We start from the raw sequence: 20,311 nt of genomic DNA, 5'->3' as shown, positions 1-20,311 counted from the left end.
CGAAAACCCTACTTCAGGGATTCCGCGATACGGGTTCCGACCCTTTCCGTGAAGCTTCTAGTTTCCGTAGCATCATTGCCAGTTTCATCCGCAGCATCCTTCCGGCCCGAGACATCCGCGGCGACGGCGTCTTCGATGCGAACGGCAGACGCTTCGTCGTCAAGCCAGCGAAGCATCATGGCCACGGAGAGAATCATCGCGGTCGGGTCAGCCAAGCCCTTGCCGGCGATATCCGGTGCGGAACCGTGGACCGGCTCGAACATCGACGGATTGGTCCGGGACGCATCGATATTGCCGGAGCACGCCAGACCCACGCCGCCGGCGACCGCACCGGCGAGGTCGGTGAGAATGTCGCCGAAGAGATTGTCGGTGACGATCACGTCGTAGCGCGACGGGTCGGTGACCATGTAGATCGTGGCGGCGTCGATGTGGTTGTAGTCGACTTCGACCTCCGGGTACTCCTTCGACACCTCGTCGACGGTGTTCTGCCACAGTGCGCCCGCGTTCGTGAGCACGTTGGTCTTATGCACGAGTGTGAGCTTCTTGCGGCGCGCCATCGCGGTCTCGAAACCGTGGCGGACGAGGCGCTCGACGCCGTAGCGGGTGTTCTGCGAGACCTCGCACGCGACCTCGGCCGGGGTGCCCTGGCGCAGGGTTCCGCCGTTGCCGGCATACAGGCCCTCGGTTCCCTCGCGGACCACAACGAAGTCGATGTCCCCTGGGTTCGCCAACGGGCTTGTCGCCGTCGGGTACAGCTTCGACGGACGCAGGTTCACGTAATGGTCCAGTTTGAAACGCAGCGGCAGCAGCAGGCCGCGCTCCAACACACCAGCCGGGACGCGCTCCGGGTCGCCGATCGCACCGAGCAAAATCGCGTCATGCTCGCGCAAGCTGGCCAGGTCCTCATCAGTCAGCAGCTCGCCGTTGCGCAAGTACCGGCGCGCGCCGAGGTCATACTCGGTAAGCTCCACGTCCCCGCGCACTGCGCGCAGGACCTTGAGCCCTTCTTCCATCACCTCGGGACCGATGCCGTCCCCTGCAATAACCGCAATTTTCAACGTCGAGCTTCCTTATTTTCCTTGCTTGGTATGCGCGAAACGTCGTATATGCCTAGTCGAGCACGAGCTGGAAGCAATCCGCCTCCAGGGAATTCGCGATAGCAGCCTCGAGCTCGGTCGGGACCTCAGCTTCGACGCGGAGAATAAGGAATGCGCCGTCGCCCTTCGCAGACTGAGTCAAGGCTGCGGCCTCGATATTGATTCCTTCGTTGCCGAGCTGCGCGCCGACGTTGCCGAGAGCGCCCGGCTTGTCGGTATACGACAGGAACAGGTTGCGGCCCTGCGCGCGCATGTCCACGCCGCGGCCGTTGATGCGCACGATCTTCTCTACGCGCTCCAGTCCGGTCAGCGCACCTTCGACAGTGGCGGATTCCCCGTTCGCGGACACGACCTGCACTTCAAGCGCAGAGCGGTGGTCGCGGGACTCGTTGGCCACGCCAGTCTCGATATCGAGGCCGCGGGCCTCGGCGATCGCCGGTGCGTTGACGAAGGTGACCTGCTCCTCGACGATGCCGGAGAACAGACCGCGCACAGCGGACAGACCCAGAGTCGACGGGTCCTCGGTGGACAGTTCGCCGCGGGCAGTGACGCGGAGGGCCACCGGTGCGTCGTCAAGCAGCTTGCCCGCCAGCAGGCCGAGCTTGCGCGCGAGCTCGAGCCACACGGCGACTTCCTCGCCCACGGCACCGCCGACGACATTGACGGCGTCCGGAACGAATTCGCCAGCCAGCGCCTTCAGGACAGAACCAGCGACATCCGTGCCCGCACGGTCCTGCGCCTCGCTTGTCGACGCCCCCAGGTGCGGAGTCACCACAACCTCTTCAAGGGCGAACAGCGGAGAATCCGTGCACGGCTCCGTGGCGTACACGTCGAAGCCGGCGCCGCGGATGGGACCGTTCACGATGGCGTCGGCAAGCGCCTGCTCGTCGACAAGCCCGCCGCGCGCGGCGTTGATGATGATCTGGCCTTCCTTTGCCTTGGCCAGCAGCTCGGCGTTGAACATGCCCTGCGTCTCTTTCGTCTTCGGCAGGTGGATGGTGACGAAGTCTGCGCGGGAGACAAGCTCCTCCAGCTCCACGAGTTCGACGCCGAGCTGTGCCGCGCGCGACGGATTCGCGTACGGATCGTAGGCGATGATCTCAGTCTCGAATGCGGCGAGACGCTGCGCGAACAGCTGGCCGATGTGGCCGAAGCCGACGATGCCGACCGTCTTGCCGTAGATCTCCACGCCCTTGAACGAGGAGCGCTTCCACTCGCCGTCGCGCAGCGTCTTGTCCGCAGCCGGAATCTGGCGAGCTGTGGACAGCAACAGGGCGATCGCGTGCTCACATGCCGAGTGGATATTCGACGTCGGCGCGTTCACGACCATCACGCCGCGCTGCGTTGCCGTATCGACATCGACGTTGTCCAAACCCACGCCTGCACGTCCGACGATGCGCAGGTTCGGCGCAGCCTCGAGCACCTCGCTGTCCACCGTGGTCGCCGAACGCACGAGCAGGGCCTGCGCCTCCGGCACCGCTGCGAGAAGCTCCTCGCGGTTCGGACCGTCAACCCAACGCACCTCCACGGAATCCCCCAGAGCGTCCACTGTGGACTGGGCGAGCTTGTCGGCAATGAGAACGACTGGCTTGGCTTCGGGGTTGGACACGGGTGCGGTCACGGTGCTCATCTCCTACTGCATAGTGGCTGATATTGAGTATTGATTCATTAAACCTTAATCCGGCGATTGCGGGAGCGAGGAAATATTATTTAAATCTCCCGGCTGAATTTTCTCTTCCGCTTCTCGGATCCGCTGTGCGAGCTCCACGCTGGTGCCAAATGCCTTGCCCAACGCGACCAACGGTCGTTCCGCAAGCCCGGCAGTGAGCACGAGCGTCAAGTGACTGTCCCGTGGATCCGGTTCATCCGTCATATAAACGGTCGCCCCGAAAGCTCGCGCCGTGGCAATCGCCGCCAGCGAACTCTCCGGCCACGCGATCACCTGCGGTGCCATCGCCGCGTCTTGTCGGGAGCGCACGGGCACCACGCCGGGTTTCGCGTCTTCGGCGACATGCTGGGCCGGACCGTATCCGGCGCGGAGCCACATCGGCTCACCGTCAGCCAAACCCGCCACAGCTGCTGCGGCGTCCTCCGGGCGCTGGACCTCGCGCTCCGCGAATTGCAGAGCAGTCGCTTCCTCCAGCGCTTCCTGATCGCCCGGGTCCTTGATGACCGTCAGTTTCTCGGTGTACCCCAGCACCGGTACCTTCCCCACCGCGTAGACCGTGTGGGTGGACATGCGCTCAATCTCGCGGATCACATCCGAATGCTTCTCGCTCCGGTAGATCAGCATCGGCGCATGTGCCACTACCGCCAGCGATGCCGCTCGCAGCTGTGCAGCGGGAGTCTCGTCGGCGAGGATGAGCACCTCCGAGGACGGGAAGAACAACTCGCTGGTGGCGAAACCATCTGGATCATCCATCACCACCGGATGCGGTTCGAAGCGGTCCGAGACATGCCGCGACTGGTTCACGGTGCGGGCATCTTGCAGCATGCGGTCGACCTGCGGCTCATCTTCCCCGTCTTCGCCGGTGCACCCGGCTAGCAGCAGCGATGCGGAGGCCACTACTGCGGCGAGCTGAATCCCGCCGCGTTTGTTGGTTCCGGTCATTCAGTGCCGCTTTCTGCCCCGTCCCCTGCGTCATCGATGATCACGGGTTTGTCCATCGCGTACTCGATGATCCCCACCAACCGGTCGCGGCGATCCACGAAATAGGCCTGCCAGTTGGAGGTGAACAGGTAATCCGGTTCGAGTTCGTGGGTGGCAAGGACTGTGTCGAATTCCTCGTCCTCCATGATCGCCTTGGACTGCAAGCGGGAGAGATAGCGCTTCGGGTCCGCATCCTCCATGATCGCCTCAGTGCGCTTGCCTAACGGGGTCCGATTCAACACCGACTCTGCCAAGTCCGGATCGACACCCTTGCCGCGGCAGAAACCGTCCGGGAAAACCTGATGGAAGCCCGGCTGCAATTCCTCGACTGTCTCGGCGGTGAAAGTCTTGCCGGTGCGCCAATCACGGGCACCACGCGCCATCAACAGGGAGAACAAGCCGCGGTATACGCCGGAGTCAGCGCGGGCGCTGATCAAGCGGGACTCATTGAAGAAGGCGTCTTCGACCGTCTTCGGAACTGTATCGGTCTCCCCCTTTGCCCACGGGGTGACCTGATCGACATCGGAGCCGGCACGGATCGACGGAGCATGTGCGCCGTAGAGTTCGCCGAAAACGCCATTCCAGTACCACTGGTTGATGCGGTCCCACGTGGTCTGCTGCTCAAGGCACCCTTCCTCCCAGGACAGGCGAGCCAAGATCACTGCCAGCGGCACCAGCTGGTGGGAGTACGGCACTTGGTCAACGGTGAAAATGCACCGATCTGAGAGGAATTCGGCGGCACGCTCGAAAGCCGCGAGCAAATCGCGCGACGCCCAGAGGTAGTCGTGCAAGCTCAGGTTCAAAATATCGCCGCGGTGGCCCCGTGCCGGCCCCGTCGTACTGGTGACCAGAAGCGCGACGCCGCGCAGGAAGCGCACACGGTCGATCTCGTTGAGCGCAGGATGTTCGCGCAACACTGCCTCGGTCTTCTCCCAGTGGGCAGCGAGCGAGAATTCCGGGTCTTCGAGCGCGAACACCGCGGTGAGCAGCTCGAAGACATCCATGGACACGCCAGAAGAATTCGCCTGCGCGAAGATCTGGCCCACACCGATCTGGGAGGTGCCGCGGTCGAGGCGCGTCATGGGCAGGTCGTAAGCGGCGAGCGGACGCAGGATGCGCCGGTGGAATTCCTTCACATCTTCGCGGATTGCCGGGTCGTCGGTGCTCGCAGCCATGTCGAAGAGCAGGTCGTTGCCCTCCTCCCACAACAGCGAGGAGACCGGCACGATGAAATTATCGAGCATGGTCTGGCGACCGGTCACGCCTCCGTCGATAAGCGGGCCGAAATGCGAGCGCACGATACCGTCATCGTCGACTGCGAACACAGCCTCCGTCGGCATCGGGTCAGCGGCGACCGCCGCGCGCACGTCGACGAAGAAGCGGCGGAAAATGCGTCGCCCGCGAAAGTCGAGAACTTCAATCCGTCCGTCGCCCTGCATAGACAGGTACAACGAGGACAGTCGCTGCTGCCCGTCGAGAAGCAGCAGCCCTGGCTGCTCCCCGGTCTCCGGCGCGCCTTGCAAGGGACGGGGACGGAAACGCATGGGCTCGTTGCGCGTGTCCAGCGCCAAGAGCGTTCCCACCGGGTAGCCGCGCAGCACCGACGCCAATAGCGTGCGCGTGCGGTCCACATCCCATAGGTAGGTGTGTTGAAAATCCGGCGTTTGCAGTTCGCCCCGCTCAGCGCGCGCGAACAGATCGGTCAAGGAGTAGCTCGGCGTGGTAAACCCCATGACCCCAACTTTAGATCACTCGCGGTCACCGTGAGGGGCACAATAAACCTCGTGCTCAAAGTGCCCGGGCCCTTCAATTTGAATGGTCGCGTGCTCAATGCCGAGCTCCCGCAACCGCCCCTGCGCACGATCCAGCAACGGACCGTGATCCGCCCGCGTAATCAGGTGCACCGTGCACAGCACGTCACGCCCGCCAGCCGACCACAGGTGCAGGTCATGAATCGCTTCCACACCATCCAAAGCCACCAGCGCGTTCCCCACGTTGACCGGATCGATCCCTGCCGGGACGCGTTCAAGCAGCACGCTTATCGACGCCTTCAGCAACCCCCACGCCCTTGGCAGCACCAACCCAGCGATGATGAGCGAGGCCACCACGTCCGCACCGGTGAATCCTGTCACCGCGATAACCACTCCGGCGGCAATCACAGCGACTGACCCCAGCAAGTCGACCATCACGTGAAGGAATGCCCCCTCGATATTCACCGAGTGCTCTCTTTGGGACTGCAGCACCAGCGCCGACACCACGTTCGCGATCAGGCCGACCACCGCCACGATGATCATCGCCCGCGTCTGGACCTCCTCCGGGCTCCCGATGCGCTGCACCGCCTCCACAACGATCCACACCGAAATCGCCGCCACCATCACAGCGTTGAACGCCGCAGCCAGAACCTCCGCGCGCCGGTACCCGAACGTCGCGTACCGCGACACCGGCTTCCGCCCCACAGCCACCGCGACCAACGCGATGATCAACCCTGTCGCATCCGACAACATATGCATAGCATCGGCCATGAGCGCCATCGACCCAGACAGCCAGCCACCGATCAACTCCGCGAAGAACACCACACCGGTAATCGCCAGCGCCGTCCCCAGCGCCCATAGCGGGGCATCGCTGACGTTATGGTCGTGGCTGTGTCCGTGCCCGTGACTGTGTCCATGCCCGTGCCCGTGACTGTGTCCATGCCCGTGCCCGTGACTGTGTCCATGCCCGTGCCCGTGACTGTGTCCATGCCCGTGCCCGTGGCCGTGACTGTGTTCCGTCATGGTCACCACTGTATGACAGTTTGACGCTTAATGAAAAGGGAATGAAAACGCGCTGATCGCGCGATCTTTCGCCTCACCTGCACAGACCGTGGTGTACACCACTTCAAACATGACCTGGATCGACATGAACGTGACGCAGAACACGTCGACGGCTCCGAAATGCTGTTACTGTGGGGCGCTGACTGTTCAAGCACGGTCTGTTAGATAACAACCTTATTAGAAAGGTGGTCACATTATGACCAGCAAGAACCCGAACGACCCGACCAACAAGCTGCCGAAGGAAGCCGCTGACCGTCTCGCACACGGCGAGCGCGTCACCGACAAGCTGAACGAAACCCGCATCGGCGACAAAATCGACGAGACCCGCATCGGCGACAAGCTGAACGAGACTCGCGTCAGCGAGGAGCGCATTAAGCCGGCTGACAACACCGCTACCCGCGAGGTCCGCACCAACACCCGTCCGGCAACCACCGGCGGCTCCACCGCTGTCGAGGAGAGCGAAGGTGGCAGCGGCTGGTGGAAGTGGTTGCTCGGCCTGCTGGCCCTGCTGCTTCTCGGCCTGCTGATCTGGTCCCTGGTCAAGGGCGGCGGCGACGACGAGGGTGCCGAGGGCTCCACCGAGGTCACCGGCACCACCACCGTCGACGTGACCACCACCGCTGGCGATGCTGCTGGCGACGCTACCGGTGCTGCTAGCGATGCAGCTGGTGACGCTACCGGCGCTGCTGGCGATGCAGCTAGCGACGCAACCGGTGCTGCTGGCGATGCAGCTGGTGACGCTACCGGTGCTGTCGGCGACGCAGTTGAGGGCGCTGGCGATGCAGCTGGCAACGCCGCTGACGCTGCTGGCGATGCAGCCGGCGACGCAACCGGTGCTGTCGGCGATGCAGTCGGCAACGCCACCAACTAAAAACGGTTAGCCGGTTCTCCGGCAATTACCCCGCGCTTCCCGCTCCAGGGACGCGGGGTTCATTCATTTCTGCCCCCAGATCGCCCATCGCACACCCGCTCGTGAATCTGTTTACATCGCGCTTATGCGCTCCGCACCATAAGACCAGGTAGACAACTTTCGGGAAAATTTGAGCTGGTGGAAAATGTAAACAGATTCACCAGCGTTGCCTGCGCGCCGCTCCCGGCCCCACCCATTGCCAATACATAGGCATAGAAAAACCGCCCGGGGGATTCCCCGGGCGGTGAGCCGCTGCTAGAGATTTAGCGGGCGGTGTCGTTCAGAGGATTCTGAACCCAGCTCATCATGTCGCGCAGCTGAGCGCCGGTCTTCTCGATCGGGTGCTGAGCAACCTTGTCGCGCAGCCCCTCAAGCTCCTTGTTGCCACCGTCGACATTCGCGATCAGGCGCTTGGTGAACTCACCGGACTGAATATCCTTGAGGACCTCACGCATGCGATCCTTGGCACCCTCGTCGACAACGCGGGGACCGGACAGGTAGCCACCGAACTCCGCGGTGTCAGAGACGGAGTAGTTCATGTTGGCCAGGCCGCCCTCGTAAATGAGGTCGACGATGAGCTTCATCTCGTGGAGGCACTCGAAGTAGGCCATCTCAGGCTCGTAGCCGGCCTCGGTCAGGACATCGAAGCCATTCTTGATCAGTTCCTCCAGGCCACCGCAGAGAACAGCCTGCTCACCGAAGAGGTCGGTGACGGTCTCAGCTTCGAAGGTCGTCGGGATGACACCGGCGCGTGCGCCACCGATTGCGGCAGCATACGACAGAGCCAGCGCCTGGCCGTTGCCAGTCGGATCCTGCTCGACGGCGATCAGGCACGGAACACCCTTGCCGTCGGCGAAGGTGCGGCGAACCAAGTGGCCCGGGCCCTTCGGGGCGACCATGGCGACGGTGATGTTGTCGGCCGGGTCAATGAGCTTGAAGTGGATATTCAGGCCGTGACCGAAGAAGAGGGCGTCGCCGTCGTTCAGGTTCGGCTCGATGTCATTCGAGAAGATCTCGGCCTGAGAAGTGTCCGGGGCGAGCAGCATGATCACATCGGCCCACTTGGCGGCCTCAGCGTTGGTCTTGACCTCGAAGCCGGCCTCGCGTGCCTTGTCGGCAGACTTGGAGCCGTCGCGCAGGCCGATGACCACCTCGACGCCGGACTCGCGCAGGTTCTGCGCGTGCGCATGCCCCTGGGAACCATAACCGATAACTGCGACCTTGCGTCCCTGGATGATGGACAGATCAGCGTCGTCGTCGTAGAAGACTTCAATTGCCATGAGCGAAGCACTCACCTTTCTGTTTATTGCTGTGCGCCGGAGCGCTGTGCACATTCTGATTTCTATAGAACGTGTCCCGCATATTGGGCGACAAGTTTCACTATACGGGACACAGCACGGTTTGTGTGGGATCTCGGCCCGTTTTTAGGAGGCCGCGGGCCGAAGGGCCACTACTTGGAAGATGCCATCGTCTTCGGTCCACGATTCAGAGCGACACGACCAGACTGGACCAGCTCGCGCACCCCGAACGGCTCGAGCACATCGAGAAACGCACGGAGCTTGCTCGTCGTGCCAGTCGCTTCAATCACCACAGACTCCGGAGCGACGTCGACGATGCGGGCCCGGAAGATATTGGCGGCATCGACGACCTGCGGACGGTTGCTGTTATTAGCGTTGACCTTGACCAGCATTAAAGAGCGGGCGATGGTGTTCTCCTCCTCGAGGCGCACGACCTTGATCACCTGGACCAGCTTGTTCAACTGCTTGGTCAACTGCTCGACGGCGTGCTCGGAGGCGTCGACGACGACCGTCAGACGGTTAATGCCCTCGGTCTCGGTCTTCGCGGACGTGAGCGAGACCAGGTTGAAACCGCGGCGAGTGAACATCGCAGTCACGCGGGTGATGATGCCGTCGACATCCTGCACCAGAACGGACACGACGCTACGGGTGACATCGTCATAGATGGGGTTGTTGTTCATCATTATTCTTCCTCCGCTTCGGTCGGAACATCGGCAACGCTCTCGGTCACGGTCTCGTGGATGTCGGCGGGGGATTCGCCGGCGGACATGTCTTCGTCGAAAAGCGGGCGCAAATCGCGCGCGTACTGGATCTCCGAATTGGAGCTGCCAGCGGAGATCATGGGCCACACCTGAGCATCCTCGCCGACGACGAAGTCGATAAGAACCGGGCGGTCGTTGATCTCGCGGGCGCGCTTGATGGCGAGCAGAACCTCTTCCTCGGTGGTGACGCGGATGGCTTCAGCACCGAGCGCGCTGGCCAAGCCGAGGAAGTCCGGGATGTAGGTCTCGTCCTGGTGCAGCTTGGTGTGCGAGTAGTGGCCGTCGTAGAACAGGGTCTGCCATTGGCGGACCATGCCCAGGTTGCCGTTGTTGATCAGGGCGACCTTGAACGGGAAGCCTTCAACAGCCGCGGTGGTGATTTCCTGGTTGGTCATCTGGAAGCAACCATCACCGTCGATGGCCCAGACTTCTTTGTCGGGACAGGCGGCTTTGGCGCCGAGTGCGGCCGGAATGGAATAACCCATCGTTCCCAAACCACCAGAATTGAGCCAGGTGCGCGGGTGCTCGAAGTCGAGGAACTGCGCGGACCACATCTGGTGCTGGCCGACGCCAGCAACGTAGATGGCCTCTGGGCCGACTTCCTTGGACAGGGTCTCGATGACGAACTGCGGCGACAGCGTTCCGTCGGCATGCTTCTCGTAGCCGCGCGGGAAGCGCTCCTTCATATCGCTCAGGTAGTCCTTCCACTCCCCGATCTTAGGTGCGGAGACCTTCTTGCCCTTCTTGAACGGCTCGGCGAGCTGACTCAGGACTTCCTTGGCATCGCCGACGATCGGGACGTCCACGGGTCGGATCTTGCCGATCTCAGCGGGGTCGACATCGGCGTGGATCACCTTGGCGTCGGGGGCGAAGTGCTCGGGGTCGCCGGTGACGCGGTCGTCGAATCGCGCGCCGATGGTGATCAACAGGTCCGCCTTCTGCAGGGCTGCCACGGCGGGGACGGTGCCGTGCATGCCGGGCATGCCCATGTTCAGCGGGTGATTCGTCGGAAATGCACCGAGCGCCATGAGTGTGGTCACGACGGGAACACCCGTGAGCTCCGCGAACTTGAGCAGCTCCTTGGAAGCATTGGCCTTGATGATGCCGCCGCCGGCATAGATCACCGGGCGCTTTGCCTTGGCGATCATCTTCGCGGCCGAAGAGATCTGGCGGCCGTGCGGAGTCGTCGTCGGCTTGTAACCGGGCAGGTCGATGACCGGTGGCCACGCGAAGTCGATCTCGGCGTTCTGGACATCCTTCGGGAAATCGACCAGGACGGGTCCCGGCCTACCGGTGCTGGCGAGATGGAAGGCCTCGGCGAGCGCCTGCGGGATCTCCTCCACGTCGGTCACCATGATGCTGTGCTTCGTGATCGGCATGGTGATGCCGCGGATATCGGCCTCCTGGAACGCATCGGTTCCCAGCAGTGGGGTTCCCACCTGACCAGTAATGGCCACGATCGGCACCGAGTCGAGGTACGCATCGGCTAGTGCGGTAACGAGGTTGGTCGCCCCGGGGCCTGAGGTAGCCACGCACACGCCGACTTTTCCGGACGCCAACGCGTAGCCTTCAGCGGCGTGTCCGCCACCCTGCTCGTGGCGTACCAAAACGTGGCGCAGCTGTTTCGCGGCAAACAGGGCGTCGTAAAGCGGAAGGACCGCTCCCCCTGGAATGCCGAAAACGATCTCGGTGCCCAGCTCTTCGAGGCTGCGGACGATGGCTTCCGCGCCTGTCATCCGCTCTACCTGTTTCTTCTGTGACGCTGCCACTTTTTCCGAACTCCTTTGATGAGTTGTCAGCACTCTGGTGATCTACGAAAAACGCCCCCGCTCTAAATCCTTAGGCGGGGGCGCTTGTCGTTCGACGTCTACGTATGCAAGTACGTCGCGCGAGGGACAAGCGCCGCGCGAATCACTGCTACTAGGTCGAAGAAGATCATGACTTGAGGATACACATTTCCCAGGGATCTATAGGGAAAATGAGGATAATCTGGAACTGCTATGCCTTTCTCACTTATTCTCGAAAACATATGGCGGTGGTTGGCCGACACCGGAATCAACCTCGCCCTCCTCATTATCGTCGCGATGCTCGTGCCGCGTGCGGGCCGTCTCGCCAATCGTTATGTCGAGCGCCAGATAGCGGACTCGAAGGACTCGGACGAAGGCAAGTCTTCGCTGGCCATTGCCGGTGTGGTCATTTATATCGTCCAGTTGCTGGCGTTCTTTTTGATCCTTGTTTTTTTCCTCCAGCAGATCGGCTTCTCGCTCGCCGGCGCCGCCATTCCGGCCACGGTTGTTTCCGCCGCAGTCGGTTTCGGCGCGCAGTCCATCATTTCGGATTTCTTCGCGGGCTTTTTTATTCTCACGGAGAAGCAATACGGCGTCGGCGACCTTGTCACGTTCCAAATCAACGGCACGGAAATCACGGGCGACGTCATTCAGATCACGATGCGCGCCACGCAGATCCGCACGCTCGAGCAGAACACGGTGACCATCCCGAATTCGACGGCGCAAGTGTGCATCAATAGCTCCAATATCTGGTCGCGCGCACTGGTCGTCGTGCCTGTCCCGCTTGCTCGTTCGCGCGATGTCGACGAAGTGATCGCGCGAGCCGAGCGCGCCGCGCGCAAGGCGTTGGCGAACCCGGAGATCGCACCGCTGATTCGTGGCGAGTTGATGTCGCAGCCGGGCATCCAGATCAATCCGCCAAACACGGTCGGTATGCCGTGGACGCTGGATGTTCGCTTCATGGTGCGGTGCACGCCTGGCGACCAGTTCCCCGTTGAGCGTGCACTGCGCGTCCATATTCTCGAGGAATTCTTCGACGAATACGGTTCGCAGACAGCGACGCAACCGCTTGACGACGAAGCCACGGAGGCCTTCCCCGCCGTTTCTGCCAGCCGCTACAAGTCCAGTTGGGCCGAGGATTATTCCGAAGCAGCTCAAGCCGGCGCAGGGAGCACCGCTGTGACGTCTGCTGCCAATGACGAGCCGGCCACTGATGTCCCCGAGCTGAGTTCCGGTGTGGGCACGAACCCGGACCCTGAACTGAGCGACCACGAGGAAGTCCCAGCGGAAGAAGATCCCGCCGCGAATCCCACCAAACCGCAAGCGCATCATGCACTCGGCACGTTCGGCGGCCGTGTGAGAGCATCGACGGGCCTGCTCATCGCGCTGCTCCTCGGCCTGCTCATCCTTCGCGGCATGATGTTGGAGGGAGAGACCAGCGAAGCTCGCTCCGGCATTCTCGCGCCGCCGCGCCCGACTACCTCGTCGGCTGAGGCAACCACGCCCCCTCCCAGCGATTCTTCGGATGAGCCGACCCAGACAGATGCGCCACACGAAGAAACCACCGGCACTGAACAACCGGGAAACGGGGACTCCACTGAGCCCGCACCTGCCCCGGCTGCATCTTCCGGAGCGCAGGAATCAGTGCAGCCGCGTTCGCAGGAGCAACCGACTGAAAGCGCCGAGCCCTCCGAGCCGGCCAGCGAACCAGTGGAGCAAAGCGCCCCCGCTTCTACCCCGGGGGAGAACGCGAGTCCAGACCCCCGATAGCATGACACCATGACATTCACCCCGGACCGCACCCACGTTCTCGCGGCGGTGCTCATGACTGGCATCGCTCTCATCGGAATCTCTTGGGCCCCGCTCAAGCTCGGCTGGCTGCTCATTTTCCCGATTATTTTCATCGTGTGGGTATTCACCGCTAAAACCCGGGTGGACGATAGCGGCATCACCGTGTCCTACCTGTTCAAGAAGAATGCGCACCTGCCGTGGGACCAGCTCCGCGGAATCGGTTTCGAAGGGTCCAGCGCCAAAGTCGCCACCGTAAACGGCGAGGAGTACACGCTGCCCGGAGTAACGTTCAATTCATTGCCGGATCTCGCGGAAGCCTCCTCGGGCCGCATCGCGGACGTGATCACGCAGGCCTCTGAGGCAGCGGACGGAATGATGGAGGTCACCGACCAGGAAGGAAATTCCATCCTGGTCACTCCTGAGGAATACGAGGAGCGCACCGCCGCCGGCGAAAAGCTTTCGAAGCCTGCTACGGGCACCAGCGAAAGCCGCAAAGAATGAAAGAACTGTAAAGATGACGAGGACTGACACACATGCCTAACTCAATCCCGCTTCGTTCCCGCGTCACCACTATCGGCCGCCAGGCAGCCGGCGCCCGCGCACTGTGGAAAGCCACCGGCACGAAGGATAATGAATTCGGTAGGCCGATCGTGGCCATCGTCAACTCGTACACCCAGTTCGTGCCCGGCCACGTGCACCTGAAGAATGTCGGCGATATCGTCGCTGAAGCCGTCCGCGAGGCCGGCGGCATTCCGAAGGAATTCAACACCATCGCCGTCGACGACGGCATCGCGATGGGCCACGGCGGCATGCTGTATTCCCTGCCCAGCCGCGAAATCATTTCCGATTCCGTCGAGTACATGATCAACGCCCACACCGTCGACGCGATGGTGTGCATCTCCAACTGCGACAAGATCACCCCGGGCATGCTCAATGCGGCAATGCGCCTGAACATCCCCGCCGTGTTCGTCTCCGGCGGCCCGATGGAGGCCGGCAAGGCCGTGGTCATCGACGGCATCGCGCAGACCGGGACGAAGACCAACCTCGTTGACGCGATGTCCAGCTCCGCCAACGACGCGATTTCCGATGAAGACTTGGACCGCATCGTCGAATCCGCCTGCCCCACCTGCGGCTCGTGCTCCGGCATGTTCACGGCGAATTCGATGAACTGTCTGACTGAGGCTCTCGGTCTGTCCCTGCCGGGCAACGGCACCACCTTGGCCACCCATACCGCACGTCGCCGCCTGTTCGAGCGCGCCGGCGAGGCTGTCATGGACATCGCGCGCCGCTACTACGGTGAGGGCGACGAGTCGGTGCTGCCGCGCAGCATCGCCACCCGGGAAGCCTTCCGCAACGCCATGGCGCTGGACATGGCCATGGGCGGATCCTCTAATACGATCCTGCACACCTTGGCCGCTGCCCAGGAGGGCGAAGTCAACTTCGATCTGAAGGACATCGACGAGCTTTCCCACGAGATCGCCTGCATTTCCAAGGTGGCTCCGAACGGTGACGCCCACATCGAGGATGTCCACCGCGCCGGCGGCATCCCCCGCATCTTGGGCGAGCTGAACCGCGCCGGTCTGCTCAACACCGACGTCCACTCCGTGGCGTATTCGAATCTGCAGGACTGGCTCGACGACTGGGATATCCGCGGCGGCAAAGCGACTGAGGAGGCCATCGAGCTCTTCCACGCCGCCCCCGGCGGGGTGCGTTCGTCTGAGGCGTTTTCCCAGTCCAACCGCTGGGATGAGCTGGATACCGACCCGGTGGGCGGTGTCATCCACGACTTCGAGCACCCCTTCACCTCCGACGGCGGCCTCGTCGTCCTGCGCGGCAACCTTGCCGAAGACGGAGCGATCCTCAAGACCGCCGGCGTTGAGGAAGAGCTCTGGGAGTTCTCCGGCCCTGCACGCGTTGTGGATTCGCAGGAGCAGGCGGTGTCCATGATTCTCGCCCGCGAGGTCCAGCCTGGCGACGTGGTGGTCATCCGCTACGAGGGTCCCGCCGGCGGCCCGGGCATGCAGGAGATGCTCCACCCGACGTCCTTCCTCAAGGGCGCAGGTCTGGGCAAGGTCTGCGCCTTGATCACGGACGGCCGTTTCTCCGGCGGCACGTCGGGCCTGTCCATCGGACACATCTCCCCCGAGGCAGCCCAGGGCGGTCTGATCGGCTTGATCGAAAACGGCGACACGATCCGCATTTCAGTGCGCGACCGCAAGCTGCAGCTCGAGGTCGACGACGATGTCCTGGACCGTCGCCGCGCGGAGATGGAGCTGCGGGACAACCCTTTCACACCGAACCGCACCCGCCACGTGACCAAGGCGCTGCGCGCGTACTCGAAGATGGCCACGTCGGCCGATAAGGGTGCAGTGCGTCGCGTGGACTAGCGTTGTAGCGCACGCCCTCGTACTACCCACAGGATCACAACATGCCGCTTCTTCTTTTGCTCGGCGTCGTGCTCGGCGCGATCAATCTCGGCCAAAATCTGCACTTCGCGGTCAACGAGACGCTTCTCGACGTCGGCGTTTTCCGCGATGCCGGCGCAGCCTTTATCAACGGCGACCCGTTGTACGAGGGCTTTCCCACCCGAAGCGGTTTCGCGTTCATTTATCCACCGTTCGCTGCCCTGCTCTTCGTTCCCCTGACCTGGGTTCCGGAAGTAGCGATGGACATCATGTGGAACTGCTCCATCATCGCCGCGCTTTTCGGGATCATCGCGATGGCGTGCCACCGCCTGGGCTTGCGCCCGTGGTGGGCGTGGGCAGCTGCCCTGACAGGCTTTGCCACCTGCCTAGACACGGTGTACATGAACCTGTATTACGGGCAGATCAATATATTTCTCGTCTTCTTGGTGGCCGCGGATGTACTGGGCTACACCCCGAAGGCGATCCGGGGCTTGGGCATCGGCATCGCCGCCGGAATCAAGCTCACCCCCGCGGCCTACGCCGTGATCTTCCTAGCACGCAAGGACTGGTGGTCGGTCGCGCGCTCGGCGGGCTTCTTCCTGCTCACCGCGCTCATCGGTTTCGCATTCCGCCCGCGTGAATCGCTGTACTTCTGGACGGAGGAATTCTTCAAAACCGACCGCGGTGGCGATGTGCATTACCCGCCAAACCAGGGCCTCGGCGGGATGCTGTCGAGGGGGCTGGTGGACGTGGGAATCGTCGACAAGCTCTCCCCTGTCTTCTTCCTCGTCTTCGCCGCAGCGACGATCTTCATCGCATACCGGCTGGAAGAGCGCGGCCGCAGCGTCGAGGCCCTGCTTGTGACGGTGTTGGGCATTTCCCTGGGCGGGCCGTTCGCGGTGTCCCACCATTGGGCGGGCATCGTGCTGGTGCTGCCGCTCATCTTCGCGGTGCGCGAGCAGGGCTTGCGTGTCCTGCTTGCTGTCGCCGCGGGTGCATGGATCGTGCCGGGCTACGAACTGGTGCCCGAGGAAGAGGCGCAGAACTTCGAGTGGCCGTTGTGGTTCAACAGCAATGTCATCGGCCTGATGGGCCTGGCAATCTTCGTGGCGTACCTAGTCCTCGCCATCGGCGGGCGCTTCAGCGCCGAAGTGCTAGGCGAAGACCCAGAGCAGGACCGCAGCGGCGATGCCGAGCGCGGCGCAGATCCACGAGCTGGCCATCGGGCGGCGCGTCCAGCTACGGCTGAAATCGATGCCGAACAGGCCCGGGCCGGTGAACTGAACAGCTAGCGCCATGCCCGCCAGGGCGATCGCCAGCCAGACCGACGGCTCCCACATGAAGATATCGCTCGTGGACTCGGATGTCAACACCGCGTTGATGGCGGTGAAGCCCGTCGCGGCGACAGCGACCATCGACGCGACCGGCGTGAGCAGACCAAGAACGAGGAACACGCCCGCACCCAGCCCCATGGACGGCAGCGCGATCGCGAGTAGATGCGGGTAGTTATACGACGCCAGCTCGTCCTCCAGGCCCGCGAGCCCCGCGTTGCCGCCGAGCTGGAACAGGACCGCCAGAGACGTCAGGATCAGCACGCCGCCGAGCACGAGACGCAGAATCAGCAGGCCGACGTCAATCGTTCCGCGGCCGATCGGCGGCTGCGGCTGGGGTGCGCCCGCGACATCCGCAGTGGAAGCAGCGCTTTCTTGCGTGAGGCTCTCCGCCCCCTCCGTCGTGTGCAGTGTGCCCGCCGTGCTCACGGTGCTGGCTGCCACCGGTTCTTCGACCGGTTGCTTCACCGCAGGTTCAGCGCTGGTGGCAGGTTTCGCGGCCGCATCAACGGCCGGCTCGTCGACCCGATCGACGCTAATGTCGACGGGCTTGTCGCGCGGTGCGCTCTTCGGCGCCGCGGGAAGAACCTCCGTCGGGGCGGCCTTACCGGTGCGGGTATAGACATTGGAGGCCGGCACCACCTCCAAATCGTCCAGATCATCGAGGTGGTCCAGATCGGTGACGTCCTCGAGCTTTCGCGCCTTGTTCGCGGACGTGTCTACGGGCTTTTTGCTGCCTTTATCACTCATGCTTTCAAATTTAAGGCAGGAAAACACCGCGATCGGACTGCCACGCAGGGACTCCTATGTGGACAGAACCAGAAATAGTCCCCGGTTAACCGCGGGTGCGCGAGGCCGTCGCCCCGGCCCAGATATTGATGCCGGCGTCGTGGGCGATATCGTCGATAAGCGAAAGCTCCTCGTCGCTGAACTCGAGGTTGTCGACGGCGTCGAGGTTCGCGTCGAGCTGCTCCACGCTGGACGCGCCGATGAGTGTGCTGGTGACCGTGCGCTCTGCCTGGTCGCGCAACACCCACGCGATGGCCATCTGCGCGAGCGTCTGGCCGCGCTTGGCAGCAACCTCGTTGAGCTTGCGCGCCATAGCGATATTGTCCTCGCTCAGCATGCCCTCGCTCAACGACTTCCCCGCCGCGGCGCGGGAATCAGCCGGGATGCCGTCCAAATAACGGTCGGTGAGCAGGCCCTGAGCCAACGGGGAGAACGCGATGACGCCCAGACCGCTCTCCGCCGCGGACTGAAGCAGGGAGTATCCGTCCTCGCCAGGCTCCTCGATCCACCGGTTGACCATGGAATAGCTGGGCTGGTGAATCAGCAGCGGGCAGCCCTCCCCTGCCATGATTTCAGCTGCCTCGGCGGTGAGCTCCGGCCCGTAGGAGGAAATACCGACATACAGCGCCTTGCCCGATGCCACGATGTCGCGCAATGCGTACATGGTCTCCTCCAGCGGGGTATCTGGGTCCGGGCGGTGGTGGTAGAAAATGTCCACGTAGTCGAGCCCGAGCCGGTCGAGCGACGCATCCAGCGAGGACATCAGGTATTTGCGCGAACCCCCGAAACCGTACGGGCCTTCGTGCATGTACCAGCCCGCCTTCGACGAAATGATGAGCTCATCCCGGTGCGCAGCGAAGTCCTCGGCGAGGATGCGCCCGGCGTTGAGTTCCGCTGATCCGGCGGGTGGGCCATAATTATTGGCGAGGTCGAAGTGCGTGACGCCTCGGTCGAAGGCACGGCGCATGATTGCTCGCTGGGTCTCAATCGGCTTGTCGTCGCCGAAGTTGTGCCAGAAGCCCAATGAGACCGGCGGAAGTTTCAGACCGGAATTGCCTACCCGGCGAAACCAGTCGTCCCTATTGCGGTCATAACGGTCCTGAGCTGCAGTGTAGGCATCCATAAGCGCCCATTGTGCCATAACTTTGTTACTCTCACTCCGATCATTCTTTTCTCTAATTCCTCCTACACAAAGGTTCTTCGATGAAGAAAACCCTGAAAGTGGCCATGGCGCTCGTCGGCCTCACAGTCGGCGCCGGCTTCGCCTCCGGCCAAGAAGTCATCCAATACTTCCTCTCCTTCGGCTACTGGGGCATCGTCGGTGCCGCCGTCGCCGGCACCGCGATCGCGATCTTCAGCGGATTCGTCTACCAGCTCGGCTCCTACTACCTGGCCGACAACCACAGTGTCGTCTTCGAAAGTGTGTCCCGCCCCCTGCTGGCGAAGTACATGGACTACACCACGATGTTCACCTTGTTCTGCATCGGCTTCGTCATGGTGGCCGGCGCGGGCTCAAACATGGAGCAGCAATTCGGCTTCCCAACCTGGATCGGCTCCGCGATCATGGTCGGGCTACTCGTGCTGTCCGGGTTCCTCGACGTGGACAAGCTGACCAACGTCATCTCGCTGATCACGCCGCTTCTGGTCATCTGCATCATCGGCGCATTCATCATCACGATGATGAACATGCCGGACAACCTCGGTGAACTCAATGAGCTTGCCCAGACTAACCAGCATGCATCGGGCACCTTCGGCAACTGGTTCATCACCGCCATGAACTACGCCACGCTCGTGATGATCATGGACTGTTCCATGATGCTCGTCTTCGCCGGCTCCCACATGAACCCGGCTCAGACCGGCAAGGGCGGCCTCCTCGGCGGCATCATCTTCGCGGTCCTGCTGATGATCCTGGTGTTCATCCTGTTCTTCAACATGGAGCACATCATGGGCGCGGACCTACCGCTGCTCATGGTCTTCGACACCATGCACCCGGCCATCGGCACCGGGGTTTCGATCGTCATCTACCTCATGATTTACAACACCGCCGTCGGCCTGTTCTACGCCCTCGGACGCCGCCTGAGCCACGATAAGCCGGAGAAATTCCGTCCCTACTACTTCATCGTTGTGGCGATCGGCTTCGCGCTGTCCTTCATCGGCTTCGCGGACCTGGTCGGCTGGGTGTACCCGCTCCTGGGCTACCTGGGTCTCATCCTGGGCGTCGTCATGGCTGTCGCTTGGTTCCGCGACCGCAAGAAGATCCAGGACGAGACCGGCCGTCGCGAGCGTCTCGCCGAGCTGGCAGAAACGCAGCTCCGCCCCGAATCCGACAACCTGTCCGCCGACGAGCGCAGCGAGGTCGACGACCTGACTAAGGATTCGAATATCGAAGACCAGAACCTCTGGCACTCCGTCCAGGAGGAGGTCGCCGCCGACCTCGACGCGGACGATTCCAACGAGTTCAGCTTGAAGAATGTTCCCGCCCTCGACCCGGATTCTGATTCATACGGCGGCGCCCCTGAATCGAAGGGCGATTCCATCGACTGGAAGTCCTACGAGGAGATGTACAAGACCGGCGAGTTCCCGGCCATCAAGCCCGAGAAGAAATAGCCTTTCGCTTTTCGACGCCGCCCCCTGCGCTGTTTCGGGGGCGGTGTTTTTCATGGCTGCCCCCCGCTACCG

15 protein-coding genes and 1 pseudogene are annotated in these 20,311 nt (G+C 62.7%); 6 read left to right on the top strand and 10 right to left on the bottom strand.

The window, feature by feature from the left end; translation table 11 throughout:
* Positions 1-8: 8 nt before the first annotated feature.
* Genes ACUY2Y_RS04695 through ACUY2Y_RS04675 form a run of 5 tightly spaced genes read right to left on the bottom strand, consistent with a single transcriptional unit; the run spans position 9 to position 6,521 of the window.
* Positions 9-1,058, bottom strand: a complete 1,050-nt coding sequence (locus ACUY2Y_RS04695) for a 3-isopropylmalate dehydrogenase (RefSeq protein WP_448325014.1) — start codon at positions 1,056-1,058, stop codon at positions 9-11.
* A gap of 52 nt (positions 1,059-1,110) precedes the next feature.
* The gene (gene serA, locus ACUY2Y_RS04690; RefSeq protein ID WP_448325013.1) at positions 1,111-2,727 is read right to left on the bottom strand and encodes a phosphoglycerate dehydrogenase; all 1,617 of its coding nucleotides are present in this window, start codon (positions 2,725-2,727) and stop codon (positions 1,111-1,113) included.
* Between the two features lie 45 nt (positions 2,728-2,772).
* Positions 2,773-3,708: a hypothetical protein gene (locus tag ACUY2Y_RS04685; RefSeq protein ID WP_448325012.1), complete on the bottom strand. Its 936-nt coding sequence runs from the start codon at positions 3,706-3,708 to the stop codon at positions 2,773-2,775.
* A complete protein-coding gene (locus tag ACUY2Y_RS04680; protein WP_448325011.1) occupies positions 3,705-5,480 on the bottom strand; it encodes a GmrSD restriction endonuclease domain-containing protein in 1,776 nt (591 codons plus the stop codon). Before ACUY2Y_RS04680 ends, ACUY2Y_RS04685 begins: the two co-directional genes overlap by 4 nt.
* A gap of 15 nt (positions 5,481-5,495) precedes the next feature.
* Positions 5,496-6,521, bottom strand: a complete 1,026-nt coding sequence (locus ACUY2Y_RS04675) for a cation diffusion facilitator family transporter (RefSeq protein WP_448325010.1) — start codon at positions 6,519-6,521, stop codon at positions 5,496-5,498.
* A gap of 235 nt (positions 6,522-6,756) precedes the next feature.
* On the opposite strand from ACUY2Y_RS04675, the gene ACUY2Y_RS04670 reads away from it, so the two are divergent.
* The gene (locus ACUY2Y_RS04670; protein WP_448325009.1) at positions 6,757-7,431 is read left to right on the top strand and encodes a hypothetical protein; all 675 of its coding nucleotides are present in this window, start codon (positions 6,757-6,759) and stop codon (positions 7,429-7,431) included.
* Positions 7,432-7,733: 302 nt separating this feature from the next.
* On the opposite strand, the gene ilvC is transcribed toward ACUY2Y_RS04670, so the two are convergent.
* The 3 genes from ilvC to ACUY2Y_RS04655 form a co-directional block, all read right to left on the bottom strand.
* The gene (gene ilvC / locus ACUY2Y_RS04665) at positions 7,734-8,750 is read right to left on the bottom strand and encodes a ketol-acid reductoisomerase (RefSeq protein WP_448325008.1); all 1,017 of its coding nucleotides are present in this window, start codon (positions 8,748-8,750) and stop codon (positions 7,734-7,736) included.
* Positions 8,751-8,920: 170 nt separating this feature from the next.
* The gene (gene ilvN / locus ACUY2Y_RS04660) at positions 8,921-9,448 is read right to left on the bottom strand and encodes an acetolactate synthase small subunit (protein ID WP_210572302.1); all 528 of its coding nucleotides are present in this window, start codon (positions 9,446-9,448) and stop codon (positions 8,921-8,923) included.
* A gap of 2 nt (positions 9,449-9,450) precedes the next feature.
* Positions 9,451-11,265 (bottom strand): acetolactate synthase large subunit, encoded by a 1,815-nt coding sequence (locus ACUY2Y_RS04655; protein WP_448325027.1) that lies wholly within the window; start codon positions 11,263-11,265, stop codon positions 9,451-9,453.
* 264 nt (positions 11,266-11,529) lie between these two features.
* On the opposite strand from ACUY2Y_RS04655, the gene ACUY2Y_RS04650 reads away from it, so the two are divergent.
* From ACUY2Y_RS04650 to ACUY2Y_RS04635, 4 genes and pseudogenes are all read left to right on the top strand, one after another.
* Positions 11,530-13,086 (top strand): mechanosensitive ion channel domain-containing protein, encoded by a 1,557-nt coding sequence (locus ACUY2Y_RS04650; protein ID WP_448325007.1) that lies wholly within the window; start codon positions 11,530-11,532, stop codon positions 13,084-13,086.
* A 9-nt stretch (positions 13,087-13,095) separates the two neighbouring features.
* Entirely contained in the window at positions 13,096-13,608 is a 513-nt protein-coding gene (locus tag ACUY2Y_RS04645; protein WP_210572196.1) for a PH domain-containing protein, read from the top strand.
* 32 nt (positions 13,609-13,640) lie between these two features.
* A complete protein-coding gene (gene ilvD, locus ACUY2Y_RS04640; protein WP_448325006.1) occupies positions 13,641-15,494 on the top strand; it encodes a dihydroxy-acid dehydratase in 1,854 nt (617 codons plus the stop codon).
* A gap of 41 nt (positions 15,495-15,535) precedes the next feature.
* Positions 15,536-16,378 (top strand): annotated as a pseudogene (locus ACUY2Y_RS04635) (glycosyltransferase 87 family protein); the annotation flags it as partial.
* Between the two features lie 288 nt (positions 16,379-16,666).
* Here ACUY2Y_RS04635 and ACUY2Y_RS04630 read toward each other — a convergent pair.
* A complete protein-coding gene (locus tag ACUY2Y_RS04630; RefSeq protein ID WP_448325005.1) occupies positions 16,667-17,593 on the bottom strand; it encodes a DoxX family membrane protein in 927 nt (308 codons plus the stop codon).
* Between the two features lie 85 nt (positions 17,594-17,678).
* Positions 17,679-18,755, bottom strand: a complete 1,077-nt coding sequence (locus ACUY2Y_RS04625) for an aldo/keto reductase (RefSeq protein WP_448325004.1) — start codon at positions 18,753-18,755, stop codon at positions 17,679-17,681.
* An 80-nt stretch (positions 18,756-18,835) separates the two neighbouring features.
* Here ACUY2Y_RS04625 and ACUY2Y_RS04620 point away from each other — a divergent pair, with 80 nt between their 5' ends.
* On the top strand, positions 18,836-20,239 hold the full coding sequence (locus ACUY2Y_RS04620) for a YkvI family membrane protein (RefSeq protein ID WP_448325003.1): 1,404 nt from the start codon (positions 18,836-18,838) through the stop codon (positions 20,237-20,239).
* The last annotated feature ends 72 nt before the right edge of the window (positions 20,240-20,311 follow it).

The organism is Corynebacterium sp. 20-84 (assembly GCF_053479455.1).
The sequence above is the reverse complement of the archived record's forward strand: the minus strand, read 5'-3'. Positions and strand labels throughout refer to the sequence as shown.

Coding starts and splice junctions, on each gene's coding strand:
- ACUY2Y_RS04680 (WP_448325011.1), bottom strand. CDS start 5,480: ATGGGGTTTACCACGCCGAGCTACTCCTTGACCGATCTGTTCGCGCGC.
- ACUY2Y_RS04620 (WP_448325003.1), top strand. CDS start 18,836: ATGAAGAAAACCCTGAAAGTGGCCATGGCGCTCGTCGGCCTCACAGTC.
- ACUY2Y_RS04685 (WP_448325012.1), bottom strand. CDS start 3,708: ATGACCGGAACCAACAAACGCGGCGGGATTCAGCTCGCCGCAGTAGTG.
- ACUY2Y_RS04645 (WP_210572196.1), top strand. CDS start 13,096: ATGACATTCACCCCGGACCGCACCCACGTTCTCGCGGCGGTGCTCATG.
- ACUY2Y_RS04655 (WP_448325027.1), bottom strand. CDS start 11,265: ATGACAGGCGCGGAAGCCATCGTCCGCAGCCTCGAAGAGCTGGGCACC.
- ACUY2Y_RS04650 (WP_448325007.1), top strand. CDS start 11,530: ATGCCTTTCTCACTTATTCTCGAAAACATATGGCGGTGGTTGGCCGAC.
- ACUY2Y_RS04675 (WP_448325010.1), bottom strand. CDS start 6,521: ATGACGGAACACAGTCACGGCCACGGGCACGGGCATGGACACAGTCAC.
- ilvD (WP_448325006.1), top strand. CDS start 13,641: ATGCCTAACTCAATCCCGCTTCGTTCCCGCGTCACCACTATCGGCCGC.
- ACUY2Y_RS04630 (WP_448325005.1), bottom strand. CDS start 17,593: ATGAGTGATAAAGGCAGCAAAAAGCCCGTAGACACGTCCGCGAACAAG.
- ACUY2Y_RS04670 (WP_448325009.1), top strand. CDS start 6,757: ATGACCAGCAAGAACCCGAACGACCCGACCAACAAGCTGCCGAAGGAA.
- ilvN (WP_210572302.1), bottom strand. CDS start 9,448: ATGAACAACAACCCCATCTATGACGATGTCACCCGTAGCGTCGTGTCC.
- ACUY2Y_RS04625 (WP_448325004.1), bottom strand. CDS start 18,755: ATGGATGCCTACACTGCAGCTCAGGACCGTTATGACCGCAATAGGGAC.
- ilvC (WP_448325008.1), bottom strand. CDS start 8,750: ATGGCAATTGAAGTCTTCTACGACGACGACGCTGATCTGTCCATCATC.
- serA (WP_448325013.1), bottom strand. CDS start 2,727: ATGAGCACCGTGACCGCACCCGTGTCCAACCCCGAAGCCAAGCCAGTC.